Source organism: Thermobacillus composti KWC4 (assembly GCF_000227705.2).
In the GTDB taxonomy this organism is placed as follows: Bacteria; Bacillota; Bacilli; order Paenibacillales; family Paenibacillaceae; genus Thermobacillus; species Thermobacillus xylanilyticus.
Genome location: NC_019897.1, coordinates 916731 through 933875 on the forward strand (window position 1 = coordinate 916731; position 17145 = coordinate 933875).

Sequence of the window (17145 nt, forward strand, 5' to 3'; positions counted from 1 at the left end):
CTGTAATTTTGATCTGAAACGAGTATGTTATAATAATGGCAAGATTAAGTCGGGTTGGATGGTGACCTATGATGGATCGTATTCAAGATTTGCAAAAACTGATCAAACTTACGGGCGATCGCGCGAAACTGGATGCAAAAGCGAACGGAACTTATATTGTCTATCAAACGGAAAAAGGCCAGATTGTCAAAGAATATGCAAACGGTGTGATCGAGCCAATCGACAATCCTGGGGTTCATCATGAATGAGTACTCCACAGTGATGGTTGTATTCGCCGGCAATAACGGCAGCGGCAAAAGCACCATTCGCAATTTAATAGTGGACAGGCTTGGTATCAGTATCAATATAGATCCCGACGCTTTAGCTCGGAGCATTGATTCTGACCATCCGGATCGCCGCAAAGTATCCGCAGGCAAAGAAGCGATTAAACTCGCGAGAGATTGTATCCATCATAAACGCGATTTTTCTGTAGAAACGACTTTGGCCGGCGGTAATGCGATACGACTGATACGGGAAGCCAAGGCGAACGGCTTTGAAGTGATGATGTTTTATGTGGGTCTAAATGATGTTCGGCTCAATATCGAACGTGTTGCCGCCAGAGTTCGAAACGGCGGACATTGTCAACGCCGGAATTCATTTGACCCACCAGCGCCGGAATAAAATTGACCCACCTGTGTGCCTGGTGTCGAATAGATTCCGGTTTTTACTTTGTCCTTGAGGCGGTAGCTGTTCCCGCGAATGTTGACGACATGGCAGTGATGCAGTAGCCGATCCAGCACCGCTGTCGCCAGAACAGGATCACCCATCAGTTCGCCCCATTCCCCAAAGCTCTTGTTGCTCGTCAGGATCATGCTCCCCTTCTCATAGCGGGCCGAAACCAACTGGAAAAACAGGTTCGCCGCAAGCGGATCCAGGGGCAGATACCCCACTTCATCCACAATGAGCAAGCGCGGCCTCAGATACACGCGCATCCGCTTGTCCAAACGATTCTCCTCATAGGCCTTTCGCAAATCGTTGACAAGCTGGGCAAGCGAAACGAAATACACCGGCAATCCTTGTCCAATGGCCTCCATGGCGAGGGCAATCGCCAAATGGGTCTTGCCTACGCCGGGTGGACCCAAAAACAGCACGTTTTCCTGCCTGCCGATGAACGTGAGTCCTGCAAGTTCCCGGATGAGCCGTTCGTCTATGCCCGGCTGAAAGGAGAAGTCGAACTCCTGCAAGGTGCGCCGGTACGGAAGATGCGCCAGTTTCATGCGCACCTCGACGTTTCGGCGCTGACGCTCCTGAAGCTCTGCCTCCAGCAGCTCATTCAGGAACGACAGATAGGTGCTCTGGCTGCGACTTGCAGCTTCGAGGATCGCATCCAACGATTGGGCGGCTTGTCCCAATCCGAGCTCTTCCAAATGGTGGCGAGCTTGCTCCAGCTCGATCATGTTCCCACCTCCATCAGCCGCTCATACACATCCAGCGATCGCACTTCCACGTCCTGCACCGGAATCCGGATGCCCTGCGGCTTCGGGTATGCATACCCCTGGGCCGTGCTGAGGTTCGCGTATTGGTGTTCACACATCACCAGCGTCCGTGATCGATGCTGTTTCTTGTGCTGGGCAATGAGCTCTTGTTCCCGGTAGATCTCGATGAATCCATTGATGTCCCGTACCTTCACGTCCCGCCCGCTGTACTTCCAGGGAACGCCATAGCGTACGCCGTCATAGCTCACAAATCCGTCCCGGCTGACTTTTCGCACCTCAAACCGGTATTTGGCCAGACGATCCGCTGGCGGGAGCACCCCGAGCTTCTCCTGCGCCAAACGCTCAATGGGTCTTTCCCCGGTCGTTCCGTGGATGCGCCGGTTTTGCTCGTCACACCACTGCCTTGCCTGACGATTCAGGTCCTCCACATCCGTAAACCGTCGGCCCGCCATGAAATTCTGCTCAATGAATTGGACCGCCCGTTCCACCTTGCCCTTCGTTTGCGGCCGCCGGACGCGGCAGACTTTCGGAACCATGCCAACCGTTGCGGCGAAATCCTCAAACAGCGGATGCCATCGGGGCTTTCGGTCATCGCCAATGCCGAGGATGACCGTTTTCATCTGGTCTGTCAGCATCGTCTTCGGAACACCGCCGAAATATTCGAGCGCATGGATCAGGCAGCGCAAGAAACTGTGGATGTCGCACCGTTTGGCAAACTCGATGTACATCATCCGGGAATACCCCAACACCATCGCGAACACCGGAATCTTGCGCACTTCCCCGTTCAAATCGACGTATTCGCAGATCTTCCAGTCCACTTGCGCCTGGTACCCCGGTTTTGTTTCGTATCGCTGCACGGCAGGAATCTTCCTCGGCGGCCGGTGCGGTTTCACATAGTCCTTGATGAGGGTAATGCCGCCGGTATAGCCCTGATCTCTGAGCAGATGCAGCAGCACCTCGCAGTTGAAGATTCCCTGAGCCATGAATTGGTCGATGAGAGGCTTGAAAGGATCGAGTTTGGATCCTCTCTTTTGCCCGTAACGCGGTTCGGGAATGCCGTTGGAGCGCAGGTATTTGCGTACGGTATTGCGCGCATGTCCCGTGATGCGGGCAATCTCCCGGATGCTCTTGCCAGTGGCGTAAAGTTCGTGTAAGCTGATCACAGTCCCACTCCTTAGCATATGTCTCCCCTCTGAAGCTATTAGCCGTATCTTCGAAGGGAGAATATTCTACAGGGGTGGGTCATTTTCTTTTCGGCGCTCCTGGGTCAATTATATTCCGGCGGTGACATTTCTGACATTCAAACAATTGGCGAGTCTTGATGTAATAGTACTCGTGGTGGTTGCATTTCGGACATGAAAATCCGTCTTTCCACCGTTTATACATCAGGTATTGTGCGCAATCTTCTTCCGTGCCGAATTGCTTTTGAAATTCAATCAGGGACATGGATTCTGCATTAGCCATGATCCTTTCCTCCGAACATACGTTTGTTATCATTAACATACCACACGTATTTCGTGTTTCAAGACCAACCTGAGAAGAGTGCATAGTCAGAACACAAGTTCCGGTCTGATCTGGCCGGATACGTTCCGGCGGGGCCGGGCTTCGCCGTCCTGAAGAGGAAGAGAAGCGCAGCTCAATGAAGCCGCGGACGGTCGAGCGCATAGAGCTGCCGGTAACGTTCGCTGTTTTTTAGCAGTTGTTCATGGGTTCCCTGCATCGCAATCCGGCCGCGGTCCATGAAGACGATTTGATCCATCCGTTCCATCCCGCTCAAGTGATGGGTAATCCAGATCAGAGTGCGGCCCTGGAGCGTCTCAAAGATCGTATCCATCAGTTCCCGTTCGGTGACAGGGTCAAGGCCGACCGTCGGTTCGTCGAGCAGGACGATGGGGCAATTTTGCAGCAAAATGCGGGCCAGGGCGATCCGCTGCCGTTCGCCGCCGGAGAAGCGGTCTCCGGCTTCCCGAACCCGCGTCTCAAGCCCGTCCGGCAGGGAGGAAATGAGCCGCCCGAGTCCCGCCCGTTCGGCGGCTTCACGCACTTCTTCGTCTGCGGCGCCGGGACGTCCCAGCCGGATATTATTGGAGATCGTCGTATCGAACAGATAAGGCTGCTGGTTCAGGACGGCAAACAAGCGGGACGCTTCGCCGGCGGCCTCGCGGACGGGCACGCCGTTCAGCGTGACCGTGCCGCTTACGGGCACAAGCTCCCCTTGAATCAGGTGAAGCAGGGTCGTTTTGCCGGCTCCGCTGCGTCCGATGACAGCGACGGCGCTGCCTTTCGGCACACGCAGAGTCACGTCCCGCAGGCTCCATTCCTCCGATCCCGGGTACCGGAAGCTGACGCGGTCAAGCAGCAGATCCGGAACGTTCTCGAGTGGATGGATCGTTTTGTCCGCAGGCGCATCGGCGGTGGACGCATTGGCGGTTGGCGCACCTGCGGTTTCCGGCGGCGCGGACGGCCGGATTTGCCGGATGTGCCGGATGCCGGCAGCTTCGACTTGCTCAAGCCGTTCCAACGATCCCCGGTAATCCGGGGTTCGGATGACGGCTTCGCCCGCCCGCACAAGCGCATCCAGCAAAGGAAACGCAACCAGCGCGAAAGCGGCGATCCATTCCGCTTCCATCGCGCCGTTTAAGCTCCGGCGGCCTGCCCAGAGCGCCAACAAAATGACGGCGCCCGAGACCGCGCACTGGGACAGCCACTGCAGCCGCCACTCCGCGCGGCGCATTCGCTTCTCCGCCTCCGCCATCGACTTCTGGCGCTCGTGGAAATCGGCCAGAAATTGGCCGGACCTGCCGCTGAGCAGCCAGTCGCTCATGCCGAAGACGGCGTCGGTCAGCTCCTGATAAGCCATACTGCGTTCCATCATATAACGCTTGCGCCACTTGCGCGAGACAAATAGCGCGAAGACCGGCAGCGCGAACAGGAGGAAGCCGCAGTACAGCGCCATCAGCAGCGCGAACGTGCCGTCCATGCGCCCGAGCGCCGCGATGCCCGCGGCGTAAAGGAGCACGGCCGTGACCGCCGGAAGGACGAGGCGGAGATACACGTGCTGCAGCTTTTCGATGTCTTCGGCCAGCAAGCCGAGCAGATCCCCCGTGCGAAAACGGGACCGCAAATGGAGCGCTTGCAGTTCGAGAATCCGGTAAAGCCGGATGCGCATGCGGGAGAGGATTCGCAGCACGGTATCGTGGCTGATCAGCCGTTCGGCGTACTGGATGGCCGCTTTGCCGAAACCGAAGGCCCGGACGAGCACGATGGGCACATAGACCATCAGCACGTTTTCCGGCTGCAGGGAGGAACGGGAGATGAGATAGCCGGAAGTGAACAGCAGCGCGCCGGCGCAAGAGACGGCCAGCGTGCCGGTGAAGGCGGCCGCGGCAAAACGCCAGAGCTGCTGCTTGATAGGCGGCATTATCCATCCTTTGTTTTGTTTGTTTGCTCGTCTTTTCAACGTTTGCTTCCCCCTCCCGCGGCTGCCGCCAGCAGTTCGCTGTAAATGCCGCTGCGCGCTGTCAGCTGTTCATGCGTGCCGGCTTCCGCCAGTCGCCCGTCTTTCAGCAACCAAATCCAGTCCATCTCTTTCATCCAATGCAGCCGGTGAGTGGCGAGAAAAACGCGCCGGTCGCCGAATACCGACAGCAGGGTATGTTTCAGTTCCAGTTCGGTTTCAATATCCAGGTGCGCGGTCGGCTCATCGAGGAGCAGCACCGAACGTTGTCCCGCAAGCGCCCGCGCGAGCGCCACCCGCTGCGCCTGACCGCCGCTGAGCGCTCTTCCTCCTTCGCCGATTCGTTCGTAAATCCCGTTAGGCAGCTGCCGGACCAGATCGCCGAGTCCGACCGCGTCCAGCGCTTCCATGACCCGCTCTTCGGACGCGTCCGGCTCGTAGAAACGGACATTGTCCGCAAGCGTTCCGCTGAACAGGTACGGATGCTGCGGAATAAAGGCCAGCTGCCGCTGCCATTTTCGCTTCGTTTCCCCCGCAAGCGGACATCCGTCCAATTGAATGACGCCCGATGACGGCGTCAGGAAGCCGCCGAGCAGATGGAGCATCGTAGTTTTCCCGGCGCCGCTCATCCCGACGATGCCGACTTTGCGGATCTCGCGCCCGATGGAGGCAGTGATGCCGGACAGCCGGGGAATGCCCTCATCTCCGGCAACTTCCACATTCAGCAGTTCAATCGCGGATACGCTATTTTCTGGAAATGTAAGTAGGTCTGCCGTTCCGGCGAATCGACGTTTTTGTTCTGCGGCGGTTTCCCTATCGCCTTTGCCGCTCCCGCCGCTTTTGCCGCCGAATGGCGGAAGCAGTCCCGCAGCGTCACTGTCCGCACGGCTGCCGCGTCTGTCCGTGCTGCGACCGCCTGCCTCAAATTCACCTGGACCACACCCATCTACATCGTCCTCGCCACGCTCGTTCACACCAAATCGGTTCACGCCGGACACATCTGCGTTGCGCCCATCCACGCCGCATCTGATCCTGTCGTGCCCGTTAGCGCCGTGTCCATCCGCACTGCGCCCGTCCTCGTCGAACCGGTTCACGCCGGACACATCTGCGTCACGTCCGCCCATAGCACGCTCGCCCCCGCTGCTTCCACCCGCGCCGCGCCCCTCCTCATCGCGCTCATCCGCTTCGATGACGCGGCGGATCGCGGCCCATGCTTCCTTCCCGTCAAGCGAAGCGTGATAGTCGGCGCCGAGCATCCGTACGGGCAGAAAATACTCCGGCGCCAAAAGCAGCACGGCGAGGGCGGTTTCCAGGCCAACGCCGCCGTTGATCAGCCGCAGGCCGAGGCCGACGGCCACGAACGCGACCGACAAGGTGCTGAAAAAATCAAGCGCGAACGAGGAGAGAAAAGCGACCCGCAGCGTGCGCATCGTCGCCGACCGGTACCGGTCGCTCACCCGTTCGACCGTCGCGGCGTACGCCCGGCTTCGTCCGAGCAGTTTGAGCGTCGCCAGGCCGCGCAGCGTGTCGGTAAAATGATGTGACAGCACCTGATAGGAGCGCCACTGCCTGTCGGCCGTCTTGCGGGCGGCCATCCCGAGCAGAATGAAGAACCCGATCAGCACCGGCATGGTAACAGTCAGAATCAAACCGGAAGCCGGATCGAGGGAGTAGACGGCGGCCAGGAGTGTGGAGGTGATCAGCATCATGTCCAGCATGCGCGAAACCGCGAGTTCCAGATACGTCCGGAAGCGGTCCGCACCGTCCAGCGCCAGCGTGACTAACCGGCCGCTGCCGGTTTGGGCGGCGTATCCCGGGCCGCGCTCGAACAGGCGCTTAAGCAGCCGCCGCCGGAGCCGCTCGCCGGTTTGTTCCGCAAACCGTCCGGCAACAAGACGCGCCAGCCAGGCGAAGGTATGGCGCGCGGCATAGGCGGCCGCGAACAAAACGAGCGGCTGAACCGCTTGCCCCACAGGCCGGCCGTGAAAGAGCAGCGCGATCGATTCGGCCAGCCACAGCGCTTGCCCGATGATGGCCGCGCCCTGCAGCAGCGACAGCAGACTGAGCGCCAGAAGAACCGGACGGACGCCTTGGAGTTTGAATAACGCTCTGTCCATTAGTACTCCAAATGATCGCTGTCGCTTACGCGTTTTCGGAACACATAGTAGCTCCACCCTTGATAAGCGAGTACAAAGGGCAGCAGCACCGCCGCCACAATCGTCATCGACTTGAGCGTGTACGGGCTGGAAGCGGCATTGGCCACCGTCAGGTCAAAGGCGCTGTCGATCGAGCTGATCATGACTCGCGGAAAAAGGCCGATGAACACCGATGCCAACATCAGGACGATTAACGTGCCCGTCATGCCGAACGCCCACCCTTCTTTCTGTCGTTTCAGAAAATATCCGGTCAGACCGGCGGCCAACCCCCCGAGGATCACGGCGGCCGTCATCCACCCTTTCCGCTGCTCGAACAGATCGGTCGCAAACCCGGTCCACACCGCCAGCACAGCGAGCAGAGCCGCTGCCGCCGGGAGCAGCCTCAGCGCCATGCGCCGCGACCGGTTCCGCAGTTCTCCGGTCGTTTTAAGCGAGATGAAGGTCAGGCCGTGCAGGAGACAAAGGCTTGTTACGGTCAAACCGCCCCACAGCGAATAACCGTTCACCACATCGCCGAAACCGGCCGTCATTTCCATATTGTGTCCAATCGGCATCCCTTGAATCAGGCTGAAAAACATGATCCCGAACAAAAACGGGGGAGCGGCGCTGCCGGTAAAAATCGCGGCGTCCCACGTTTTCCGCCATAAGCGGCCCTCCGCCTTGCCGCGGAACTCGAACGCGACCCCGCGGGCAATCAGCGACAGCAAGATCAAGGTCAGCAGCATGTAATATCCGCTGAACAGAGTCGAATACCAGTGCGGGAACGCGGCAAACATGGCGCCCGCCGCGGTGATCAGCCATACCTCGTTGGCATCCCAGAACGGACCGATCGTATTGATCAGCACCCGGCGCTGCGTATCCCCCCGGGCGAGAAAACGCGTCGCCATGCCGACTCCGAAATCGAAGCCTTCGAGAAAGAAAAAACCGGTAAACAACACGGAAATCAGCAAAAACCAAAGATCATTGAGCGGCAACCGAATCGCCTCCTTCAAGCGCGTAAGGATCAAACGCCGGATCCTGCTGCTCCCGTTCCCTTTCGCGTTCCGGACCCCGGCGCGCCGTTCGGATGAACAGGAAGATCAGCACAAAGAGCAGAATGAGATACATCGTCGTGAACGAAATCAGGGAAAACCAGATTTCCCCCGCGGTGACGCCCGGCGATACGGAATCTTCGACCGTCAGCAGGCCGAATACCGTCCACGGCTGGCGGCCGATCTCGGTCATAATCCAGCCCGCCGTGTTGGCGACAAAAGGCAGGAAGATGGCGGCGACCATGGCGCGCAGAAACCAGCCGCCCATCTTGTCCCATTTCTTGCGCAGCGCCAGAAACGAACCGTACAAGCCGAGCAGAATCATGGCGGTGCCGCAGGCGACCATAATCCGGAAGCTCCAGAAGGTCGTGCGCACCGGCGGAATGTAGTCGCCCGGACCATAAGTTTTTTCATATTCCGCCTGCAGTTCGTTCATGCCCGGAACGGCCCCCGAAAACTTGCTGTACGACAGGAAACTGAGCAGATACGGAATTTTGATTTCAAACCGGTTTTCCCTGTTTTCCGGATCGATGATCGCGAAGACCGTCCACGGCGCCGGGTCGCCGCTCGTTTCCCACAGCCCTTCGGAAGCGGCCATTTTCATCGGCTGGGTGTCCATCAAGTACTGCGCCTGCTTATGCCCGAACTCGGCGATAGCTACCGAAGCGATCAGCGCCACAATAATTGACAGTTTGAACGAAGAGCGAAAAAATTCCGTCTCCCGCTTCCTCAGCAGACTCCATGCGCTGATCCCGGCCACCAGGAAGGCGCCCGTGGCGATGGCCGCCGAAATCGTGTGCGGGAACTCCCACAGCAGTTGGCCGTTCGTCAATAGCGCCATGAAGTCGGTCATTTCCGCCCGCCCGTTGTTGATCGTGTAGCCTACAGGTCTCTGCATGAAAGAGTTTGCCGCCAAAATCCAGAGAGCGGAAATCATCGTGCCGGCGGACACCAACCAGATGCAGGCCAGATGAACTTTCGGGGACAGCCGGTTCCAGCCGAACACCCATAGCCCGATAAAAGCCGATTCGAGGAAAAAGGCGAGCAGCGCCTCGATCGCCAGCGGCGCCCCGAAAATGTCGCCCACAAAGCGGGAAAATTCCGACCAGTTCATGCCGAACTGGAATTCCTGCAGAATGCCCGTCACGATGCCCACGGCAAAGTTGATGAGCAGAAACGTTCCCCAGAACTTGGCCATTCGTTTATACAGCTCGTTTTTCTTGACGACGTACAACGTTTCCATGATCGCGACCAGGAACGACAGCCCGATCGAGATCGGCACGAAAATGAAGTGAAAAATCGTGGTCAAAGCAAACTGGAGACGCGCGAGATCCAATACATCCATCGTGTTATCCCTTCTTTCTGTTCATCGTTGCAGCGGTTCTTGTTTTAGCTCACCATTTGTGAAGAAGGTTTGAAGGTTGCGTGAATAATTTGTGAAATTTATCACATGTGTGGTGCACAAACGGCATCGGCTCCGCATTTTCGGGGGGAGTGCGAGATCCGCACCGGTTGACGTTTGCGTTCACGCCGCCGGCCTTTCTGTGTTGTTGGGGCGAAGAGCCGTTCATCTTGGCAGCCGTTCACCTTGGCGCGTCCATCCCCCGTTAACGTGGATTTCCCGGCAAGCCGTTCATTCCGGCGCTGGCAGTTCCGCAAACGGGATTGCTGGCGAACCATTTACATTGGCGCAGCCAGATCCCGCAAACGGGATTTCTGACGAGCCATTCACCTAGGTACGGCCAGATCCCGCAAACGTGGATTTCCGGCGAGCCGTTCATACCGGCGTCGGCGGCTCCCATGGCAAGCGGTTCCCTGCCGTTTTCTTACCCTCAGTATAATGGAAACGGACGGCTGTTTTTCATGCCACTCATGGCGGAATCTTGAAGTGTCAATGACATTTGTGTGAATAAGCTCGTTTTTTATGAACAAAATTTGAACATTTCCGGAGAAAGTATGGATCGTTTGACCCGATATGCAACATGCGGCCGTTTGGGCAGCGTATGGGCCCGATGTACGTGAAAAATGCAGCACAAGCGGCCGTTAGGGCAGCGTATGGGCCCGATGTACGCGAAAAATGCAGCACATGCAGCCGTTAGGGCGGCGTATGGGCCCGATGTACGTGAAAAATGCGGCACATGCGGCCGTTTGAGCGGGCGTGTGGGCCTGATTGTGCGTGAAAGATGCAGCACATGCAGCCGTTTGGGCAGCGTATGAGCCTGATGTACGTGAAAAATGCAGCACATGCAGCCGCTTGGCCAGCGTATGAGCTTGATGTGCGTGAAAAATGCAGCACATGCGGCCGTTTGGGCTGGCGTGTGGGCCCGATGTACGCGAAAAATGCAGCACATGAGGCCGTTAGGGCGGCGTATGGGCCCGATGTACGTGAAAAATGCAGCACAAGCAGCTGTTTGAGCGGGCGTGTGGGCCCGATGTACGTGAAAAATGCAGCACATGCGGCCGTTAGGGCTGGCGTGTGGGCCTGATGTGCGTGAAAAATGCAGCACATGCGGCCGTTAGGACAGCGTATGGGCCTGATGTGCGTGAAAAATGCAGCACATGCGGCTGTTTGAGCGGGCGTGTGGGCCTGATTGTGCGTGAAAAATGCAGCACAAGCAGCCGTTAGGGCGGCGTATGGGCCCGATGTACGCGAAAAATGCAGCACATGAGGCCGTTAGGGCGACGTGTGGGCCTGATGTACGTGAAAAATGCAGCACAAGCGGCCGTTAGGGAGGCGTATGAGCTTGATGTGCGTGAAAAAAGCAGCACATGGGCTTCCTCCGGAGGCTCTGTTGGCCAGATATACGGTAAAAATACAGCATATCGGCCGGGATGCCGGTCCCGATGTGCCTTTGGCCGGCTTCTTGCCTGTCCAGGCCGTAATTGTGACGCCGTCCTAACCCGGATCGATGCCGTTCCCGGTCAATCTGTAACGAAACACTTTTTTTGCGGCTTGCGGGTCCCTTTCCGTTTTGCAACGTCTATTGAAATATGATGTAATGGGTGGAGAACAGCGCTTTTTGCAGATAGGAAGGATCCGAAGATGAACATTTTGCTCGTTGAAGACGACCGGACCATCGCGTCCGGACTCAAATATTCGCTGGAGCAGGAGCAGTATACCGTCACGCTCTGTTATGACGCGGCTTCGGCGAAAGAGGAGATCGAAGCCGGGCTGGAGCGGTTTTCCTTGTGCATCTTCGACTTGTCCCTGCCGGACGGGAGCGGCTATGAGCTGTGCCAGCTGGTCAAGCGGCGGAGCGATGTGCCGGTGATTTTCCTGTCGGCCATCGACGAAGAAGTCAACGTGGTCATGGGGCTCGACATGGGCGCGGACGATTACATTACGAAGCCGTTCCGTATCCGCGAGCTGCTCTCCCGGATGAAGTCGGTGCTGCGCCGCTATCAGCATCAACACCCGCCCCAGGCGAAAAACGTGGTGGACATCGGCGATGTCCGCATTCATACGCTCGAAGGCAAAGTGTACAAGCGGGGGCGGGAAATCGCCCTGACGGCTCTGGAATACCGGCTGCTGCTTGTTTTCGCCAGCCATGTCGGACAAGTGCTGACGCGGAGCCAACTTTTGGAACAAATTTGGGATGTGGCGGGAGATTTCGTGAACGACAATACGCTGACCGTGTATATCAAAAGGCTGCGGGAGAAGCTGGAAGACGATCCCCAGCATCCGGCGATCATTAAAACCGTGCGCGGTTTGGGCTACAAGGCCGGTGAATGACGTGCTGCGCAACCGGGAAATCCAATATTTTTTAACGGCCTTGTGCGCCATCGCCTTGGTCATGACGTTCGCCGCCGCTTTTGTCTCGCTAGCGGCCGCCCTGATCACCGCCGCCACCGCCATCCTGCTCATCTTCTGCTTCTTCTGGTTCACGCGCTGGAGATACCGCGAGCTGGAGAAACTGTCCGGCTATTTGCGCCGGATTTCGGGCGGCGATTATACGCTGGATGTGCGCGACAACCGGGAGGGCGAGCTCAGCATTTTGAAAAATGAAATCTACAAAGTGACGCTCAAACTGTCCGAGCAGGGCTCGCAGCTCCAACGCGACAAGCTGCGGCTGACGGACGCGATTTCCGACATCTCCCACCAGCTCAAAACCCCGCTCACGTCCATGATGGTGATGGTCGATCTGCTCGACGACAGCGGACTGCCCGCGGAGAAGCGCAAGGAATTTACGAACAATATCCGCGTTCAGCTGGAACGGCTCGATTGGCTGATTTCTTCCCTGCTCAAGCTGTCCAAAATCGATGCGGGAACGGCTCGCTTCAAACGCGAGCCGGTGAAGGCGGAAACGCTGGTCCGCAAAGCGTTGGAGTCCGTTCTCATCCCGATGGACATCAAGGAGCAGAAACTGACCGTTCAAGGGGATCCGGAGGCGGCATTCACCGGGGATCTTCATTGGACGGCCGAGGCGCTGATCAATATATTGAAAAACTGCGTAGAGCATACGCCGGAAGGCGGCACCATCGCGGTCACGTATGGAGAAAATGCGCTGTACACGGAAATCGTCGTCGCCGACAGCGGGACGGGCATACCGAAAGAAGATTTGCCGCATATTTTCAAACGGTTCTACAGAGGCAAAAACGCGAGCGAAGGCAGCATCGGCATCGGGCTGGCGATGGCCCACAGCATCGTCACGAGCCAGTACGGCACGATCGAAGTGAAGAGCAGCCCGGGCCAGGGCACGGAGTTCCGGATCAAATTTTACAAAGGCATCGTTTGAGGCCTGGACACCCGTCACGCGCAGTGGCCGACGATCGCGCCTGCTGCCGCAAAACTTTTTTTGCCGTAATTGCATCCTGTCAAGCCATATGACAAAATTGTCACTTTCGCAGTCACCTGACTGTCACGTTCGGCGGATATACTGGCTCTATCAAGGCTTCGGCGAATCGGGGCCTTCTGTCGACGTTTGCGATAAGGGGATGGGATGATGGAGATATTGAAGATAGAGCATCTGTCGAAAATCTACGGCAAAGGGGAAATGGCGGTAAAAGCGCTGGACGATGTGTCCTTCTCGGTGAAAAAAGGGGAGTTCGTCGCGATCATCGGCCCGTCGGGCTCGGGCAAATCGACGCTGTTGCATTTGATCGGCGGAGTGGACCGGCCGACAAGCGGCAAAGTGTGGATCGACAACACCGACATTTACCGTCTGGACGAAACGCAGCTGGCGATTTTCAGGCGCAGGCAGATCGGCCTGATTTATCAGTTCTACAACCTGATTCCGGTGCTGACGGTGGAAGAAAACATCACGCTGCCGGTGCTGCTCGACGGGCACAAGGTGGACCGGAACCATTTCCACAGCATCGTGCACACGTTAAATTTGCAGGACCGGCTGGGCTACCTGCCCAATCAGCTGTCCGGCGGACAGCAGCAGCGGGTTTCGATCGGGCGGGCGCTGATCAACAACCCTTCCATCGTGCTGGCGGACGAGCCGACCGGCAATCTGGACAGCAAAAACTCCAGAGAAATCGTCGATTTGCTGAAAATGTTCAACAAAACGTACAACCAGACGCTGATCGTCATTACCCACGATGAGCGGATTGCGCTGCAGGCCGACCGGGTCATTTCGATCGAGGACGGCCGGATTGCCAAGGACGAGGTGATTCGTCCATGAACATTGTCAACAAGCTGACGGTCCGGCATATGAAGCTCAACAGGCGAAGAACGCTCGTGACCATCATCGGCGTCATCATTTCCGCGGCTATGATTATGGCGGTGGCCACGATCATCGTGTCGTTTCTGGATCTGCTGAAGAGGCAGACGATTGCGGAATCGGGCGAATGGCATGTCCTGTACCGGAACATAGGCAAAGAGCAGTTGGAAGCGATCCGGCGGGACAGGGCGACCCGAACGCTGATCGTCTCCAGAGACGAAGGGTATGCGGAGCTTGCGGGCAGCAAGACTCCCCATAAGCCGTATCTGTTCATCAAGGCGTACAATTCGGAGGGCTTCCGCTACTTTCCCGTGGAATTGAGCGAGGGGCGGCTGCCGCGGACGGAAGATGAGCTGGCCGTCTCCGAAAGCATCGCCAAAAACGCCGGGGTGGATTACCAAATCGGCGATACGTTGACGCTGGATGTGGGACAGCGGTACTTGCCGGAAGACTCCGGCATGGACTTGAGCCGGAACGGAAGTTTCAATCAGACTGACGCCTTGTTTGTCGACGAAAAGGGCGACCGGATCGAAGAACTAAGGAATACGGAGCGGAAAACTTACACGGTTGTGGGGATAATCAAGACTCCGTCCTGGGAGCCGGTCTGGTCGCCGGGCTATACGGCGCTCACCTATTTGGATGAAAAATCGCTCGGACCGGAAGACCGCGTCAACGGATCGGTCATTTTGCGCAAGGTGAACAATGCGTTGCATGATCATGCGAAAGCGCTGGCGAAACAGTGGGGCATGGCCGAACCCGTCTTCAACAGCGAGCTGCTCCGCTATTACGGCGTGACGGACAACAGCGGCTTGAAGCGCACGCTTTATTCCGTCTCGGGCGTGCTGATGGCCGTCATCGTGGTCGGCTCCGTCTCGCTCATCTATAACGCGTTTGCCATCTCGGTATCGGAAAGATCGCGCCATCTCGGCATGCTGGCGAGCGTCGGGGCGACCCGGAGGCAGAAACGGAATTCGGTGTTTTTTGAAGGGGCGGTCATCGGCATGATCAGCATCCCGCTCGGAATCGTCTGCGGGATTGCCGGAATCGGCGTGACCTTCCTGTTCATCAATAAGATGATTCAGGGCGCGTTTGGAATTACCGAGACTCTGCAAGTCACCGTTACGCCGATGTCGGTTGCGACCGCTTGCGGGGTTTCGCTTTTGACGATCTTCATTTCCACGTATCTTCCGGCGCGCAGAGCTTCCCGAATTTCGGCCATTGACGCGATCCGGCAGACGGCCGACATCAAGCTGACGCGCAGAGCGGTCAAAACGTCGAAGCTCGTTCGGATTTTGTTCGGCATAGAAGCCGAAATCGGCCTGAAAAACTTAAAGCGCAACAAGCGCAGATACATGGCGACCGTCTTTTCTCTCGTCATCAGCATCGTTTTGTTTTTGACCGTTTCTTATTTCACGGATATGCTGAAAAAGTCGGTGGAGATGTCCCAGGTCAACCTCAATTATGATCTGAAAATTTGGACCGGCGCCCAAGAAGATCTGGACGACTCATTCGTCCGAGCCGTAGCCGCGCTCGATGAAGTGACCGAATACAGCGTGATGAAGGAAGCGGACTTGTTTGCCTGGATCGATGAATCGCAGTTGTCCGATCCGCTCAGAAAGCAAGCGGCCGAGAACCCGGATCTGCTGGACAACGGGAAGATGCGTTACCAAATTATGCTGCATGGCCTGGATGACGACAGCCTTCGGGCTTATGCGGAACGGGTCGGCGCCGATTTTGAGCGGATGCGGGATGCGGAGCGCCCGGCCGCGATTGTGGTGGATACGGTCACATACCTGGATAAAGAAAAATATGTGGAGACCAAGGCGATTCGCGCCGCAGCCGGTTCAAGCCTCGATCTGCACGGCATGGAGTGGGAGACGGTGACGGAGAAACCGGCCGGCACCGTGGAAATTGCGGCATTGACGGACCAGCCGCCGTTAGGGGTAACCACGGACAATTTGTACATCCTGCACCTCATTGTCTCTGAACGCGCCATGGACCGTCTGCTGGCCCCGGTCTTGGACGAAGGGATCAATCTCAGCTCCGGCATGGCGCTCCAAAGTTCGGATCCGATGAAGACGCAGCAGGACATTGAAGAGATGGATGTGCCCGGCATTCATTTGATGAATGTCTATCAGCACAGGCAGCAGGAACAGCAGGTCATTCTGATTGTGTCCGTGTTCACATACGGCTTTATTCTGCTCATTACGGCGATCTCCATCGCGAACATTTTCAACACGATCTCGACCAGCATCGCGCTGCGCAAACGCGAATTCGCCATGCTGAAATCGGTCGGCATGACGCCGAAAAGTTTTAACAAAATGATCAACTATGAGAGCGTCTTTTACGGCATCAAGGCGCTGCTGTACGGACTGCCGGCCAGCCTGGCGGTCATGGCGCTGATTCACAGATCATCGAATTATTCATTTAGCTACCGTTTCGAGCTCCCGTGGACGAGCATGCTGTTTGCCGTGATCGCCGTATTTGCGATCGTCGGTTCGGCGATGCTGTATTCCAGCTCCAAGGTGAAGAAGGAAAATATTATCGACGCGATCAAGCAGGAGAGCATATAGGCCGGTCCGGTACGGACGGATGTGGGGGAGAGGGAAAGATGAGCGGCCATTCGCTGCCGCGGAAAGCGGCGGTACTCAAGCGGTTCGAGCTCTATGGCTACCGGATCGCCTACTATTTGCTTGAAAATGAAGATTTGGCGGCCGCTCGCGGCGGCTGCCGCCCTTGCCCAGCTTGCGCGCGACGACGATTTCTTTCTGCATCCCCGAGCGGTTCAGCGGCAGATGGTGAAGCAGGCGTGCATGAGGCAGTCCCTTAGGGTGAGAGCGCAAGCTCTTGCGCCAAGCTGCTGATCCCGTAGGGGGAGGGCTGCCCGCGAGCAAAATCGGGACGAGCGCATCGCCCGGCTTACGCCAAGCGGCTGATTCTGCAGGAGGATCGCAGCGGAAAGCCGGAATGGCCGGGACACATACAGACGGCGAAGGCCCTTTTGGGCTAACGGACCGTAGAGACGTTATTTCATTGGTAAGACTCTTTTTGATGGTGCAACGGACCTGAGAGCCCTTATTTCGAGCAAACAACCAGGAAACGGGACGTTTTACGCTCAATAAGGCCGCTGGTCCGTCAGCGCTGAAAAAGGGCCTTTTTTGATGAAATCACGTCTCTGGTGTCCGTTACGGAAGCGAATGAATGCTGCAAGGCGGAGGACAGCGCAGCCGGCCAATTCAAAAAGTGTGGCAAATTTGCAACAACTGCAAATCCGGCGCGCCGAAGACCGGGAAGAGGATAAAAAATCCAACAACGTTTGACGACATATGAATATATATAGAGATTTAGAGATTCAAAGAT

The 17145-nt window shown here is 57.2% G+C and carries 13 protein-coding genes and 1 pseudogene; 7 read left to right on the forward strand and 7 right to left on the reverse strand.

The annotated features are described in order from the left end of the window. The first annotated feature begins 68 nt into the window (after positions 1-68). Both THECO_RS04300 and THECO_RS21000 read left to right on the forward strand, forming a co-directional pair. Complete coding sequence (locus THECO_RS04300) at positions 69-248, forward strand: hypothetical protein (RefSeq protein ID WP_015253841.1); 180 nt, start codon at positions 69-71, stop codon at positions 246-248. Beyond that, positions 241-618 (forward strand): annotated as a pseudogene (locus THECO_RS21000) (zeta toxin family protein); the annotation flags it as partial. The gene THECO_RS04300 and the pseudogene THECO_RS21000, both read left to right, overlap by 8 nt. A 2-nt stretch (positions 619-620) precedes the next feature. On the opposite strand, the gene istB reads toward THECO_RS21000, so the two are convergent. The 7 genes from istB to THECO_RS04335 all read right to left on the reverse strand — a co-directional run bounded on the left by istB (position 621) and on the right by THECO_RS04335 (position 9464). Beyond that, on the reverse strand, positions 621-1436 hold the full coding sequence (gene istB / locus THECO_RS04305) for an IS21-like element helper ATPase IstB (RefSeq protein WP_015253842.1): 816 nt from the start codon (positions 1434-1436) through the stop codon (positions 621-623). Beyond that, the gene (istA, locus tag THECO_RS04310; RefSeq protein WP_041853793.1) at positions 1433-2656 is read right to left on the reverse strand and encodes an IS21 family transposase; all 1224 of its coding nucleotides are present in this window, start codon (positions 2654-2656) and stop codon (positions 1433-1435) included. The genes istB and istA overlap by 4 nt, the downstream gene beginning before the upstream one ends. A gap of 61 nt (positions 2657-2717) precedes the next feature. Next, the gene (locus THECO_RS22675) at positions 2718-3140 is read right to left on the reverse strand and encodes a transposase (RefSeq protein WP_083883085.1); all 423 of its coding nucleotides are present in this window, start codon (positions 3138-3140) and stop codon (positions 2718-2720) included. Further along, positions 3112-4896 (reverse strand): thiol reductant ABC exporter subunit CydC, encoded by a 1785-nt coding sequence (gene cydC / locus THECO_RS04320; RefSeq protein WP_015253845.1) that lies wholly within the window; start codon positions 4894-4896, stop codon positions 3112-3114. Before cydC ends, THECO_RS22675 begins: the two co-directional genes overlap by 29 nt. A gap of 35 nt (positions 4897-4931) precedes the next feature. Beyond that, positions 4932-7049, reverse strand: a complete 2118-nt coding sequence (locus THECO_RS22195) for an ABC transporter ATP-binding protein/permease (protein ID WP_015253846.1) — start codon at positions 7047-7049, stop codon at positions 4932-4934. Then, positions 7049-8062: a cytochrome d ubiquinol oxidase subunit II gene (cydB, locus tag THECO_RS04330; RefSeq protein ID WP_015253847.1), complete on the reverse strand. Its 1014-nt coding sequence runs from the start codon at positions 8060-8062 to the stop codon at positions 7049-7051. Before cydB ends, THECO_RS22195 begins: the two co-directional genes overlap by 1 nt. Next, positions 8049-9464, reverse strand: coding sequence for a cytochrome ubiquinol oxidase subunit I (locus THECO_RS04335; RefSeq protein ID WP_015253848.1), 1416 nt, complete (start codon positions 9462-9464; stop codon positions 8049-8051). The genes cydB and THECO_RS04335 overlap by 14 nt, the downstream gene beginning before the upstream one ends. Positions 9465-11162: 1698 nt before the next feature. Here THECO_RS04335 and THECO_RS04340 point away from each other — a divergent pair. The 5 genes from THECO_RS04340 to THECO_RS04360 all read left to right on the forward strand — a co-directional run bounded on the left by THECO_RS04340 (position 11163) and on the right by THECO_RS04360 (position 16615). After that, positions 11163-11852 carry a response regulator transcription factor gene (locus THECO_RS04340; RefSeq protein ID WP_015253850.1) on the forward strand — a complete coding sequence of 230 codons (690 nt, stop codon included), beginning with the start codon at positions 11163-11165 and terminating at the stop codon, positions 11850-11852. A 1-nt stretch (position 11853) separates the two neighbouring features. Next, positions 11854-12855 (forward strand): sensor histidine kinase, encoded by a 1002-nt coding sequence (locus THECO_RS04345; RefSeq protein ID WP_015253851.1) that lies wholly within the window; start codon positions 11854-11856, stop codon positions 12853-12855. A 207-nt stretch (positions 12856-13062) separates the two neighbouring features. Beyond that, positions 13063-13746 carry an ABC transporter ATP-binding protein gene (locus tag THECO_RS04350; protein WP_015253852.1) on the forward strand — a complete coding sequence of 228 codons (684 nt, stop codon included), beginning with the start codon at positions 13063-13065 and terminating at the stop codon, positions 13744-13746. Then, positions 13743-16358 (forward strand): ABC transporter permease, encoded by a 2616-nt coding sequence (locus THECO_RS04355; protein ID WP_015253853.1) that lies wholly within the window; start codon positions 13743-13745, stop codon positions 16356-16358. Before THECO_RS04350 ends, THECO_RS04355 begins: the two co-directional genes overlap by 4 nt. 38 nt (positions 16359-16396) lie before the next feature. Beyond that, a complete protein-coding gene (locus THECO_RS04360; protein WP_157373523.1) occupies positions 16397-16615 on the forward strand; it encodes a hypothetical protein in 219 nt (72 codons plus the stop codon). Positions 16616-17145: the final 530 nt, after the last annotated feature.

Bases quoted from the DNA above. Each gene is read 5' to 3' on its own strand.
- THECO_RS04300 (WP_015253841.1), top strand. From the start codon at position 69: ATGATGGATCGTATTCAAGATTTGCAAAAACTGATCAAACTTACGGGC.
- istB (WP_015253842.1), bottom strand. From the start codon at position 1,436: ATGATCGAGCTGGAGCAAGCTCGCCACCATTTGGAAGAGCTCGGATTG.
- istA (WP_041853793.1), bottom strand. From the start codon at position 2,656: ATGCTAAGGAGTGGGACTGTGATCAGCTTACACGAACTTTACGCCACT.
- THECO_RS22675 (WP_083883085.1), bottom strand. From the start codon at position 3,140: ATGCGCTCGACCGTCCGCGGCTTCATTGAGCTGCGCTTCTCTTCCTCT.
- cydC (WP_015253845.1), bottom strand. From the start codon at position 4,896: ATGCCGCCTATCAAGCAGCAGCTCTGGCGTTTTGCCGCGGCCGCCTTC.
- THECO_RS22195 (WP_015253846.1), bottom strand. From the start codon at position 7,049: ATGGACAGAGCGTTATTCAAACTCCAAGGCGTCCGTCCGGTTCTTCTG.
- THECO_RS04335 (WP_015253848.1), bottom strand. From the start codon at position 9,464: ATGGATGTATTGGATCTCGCGCGTCTCCAGTTTGCTTTGACCACGATT.
- THECO_RS04340 (WP_015253850.1), top strand. From the start codon at position 11,163: ATGAACATTTTGCTCGTTGAAGACGACCGGACCATCGCGTCCGGACTC.
- THECO_RS04350 (WP_015253852.1), top strand. From the start codon at position 13,063: ATGGAGATATTGAAGATAGAGCATCTGTCGAAAATCTACGGCAAAGGG.
- THECO_RS04355 (WP_015253853.1), top strand. From the start codon at position 13,743: ATGAACATTGTCAACAAGCTGACGGTCCGGCATATGAAGCTCAACAGG.
- THECO_RS04360 (WP_157373523.1), top strand. From the start codon at position 16,397: ATGAGCGGCCATTCGCTGCCGCGGAAAGCGGCGGTACTCAAGCGGTTC.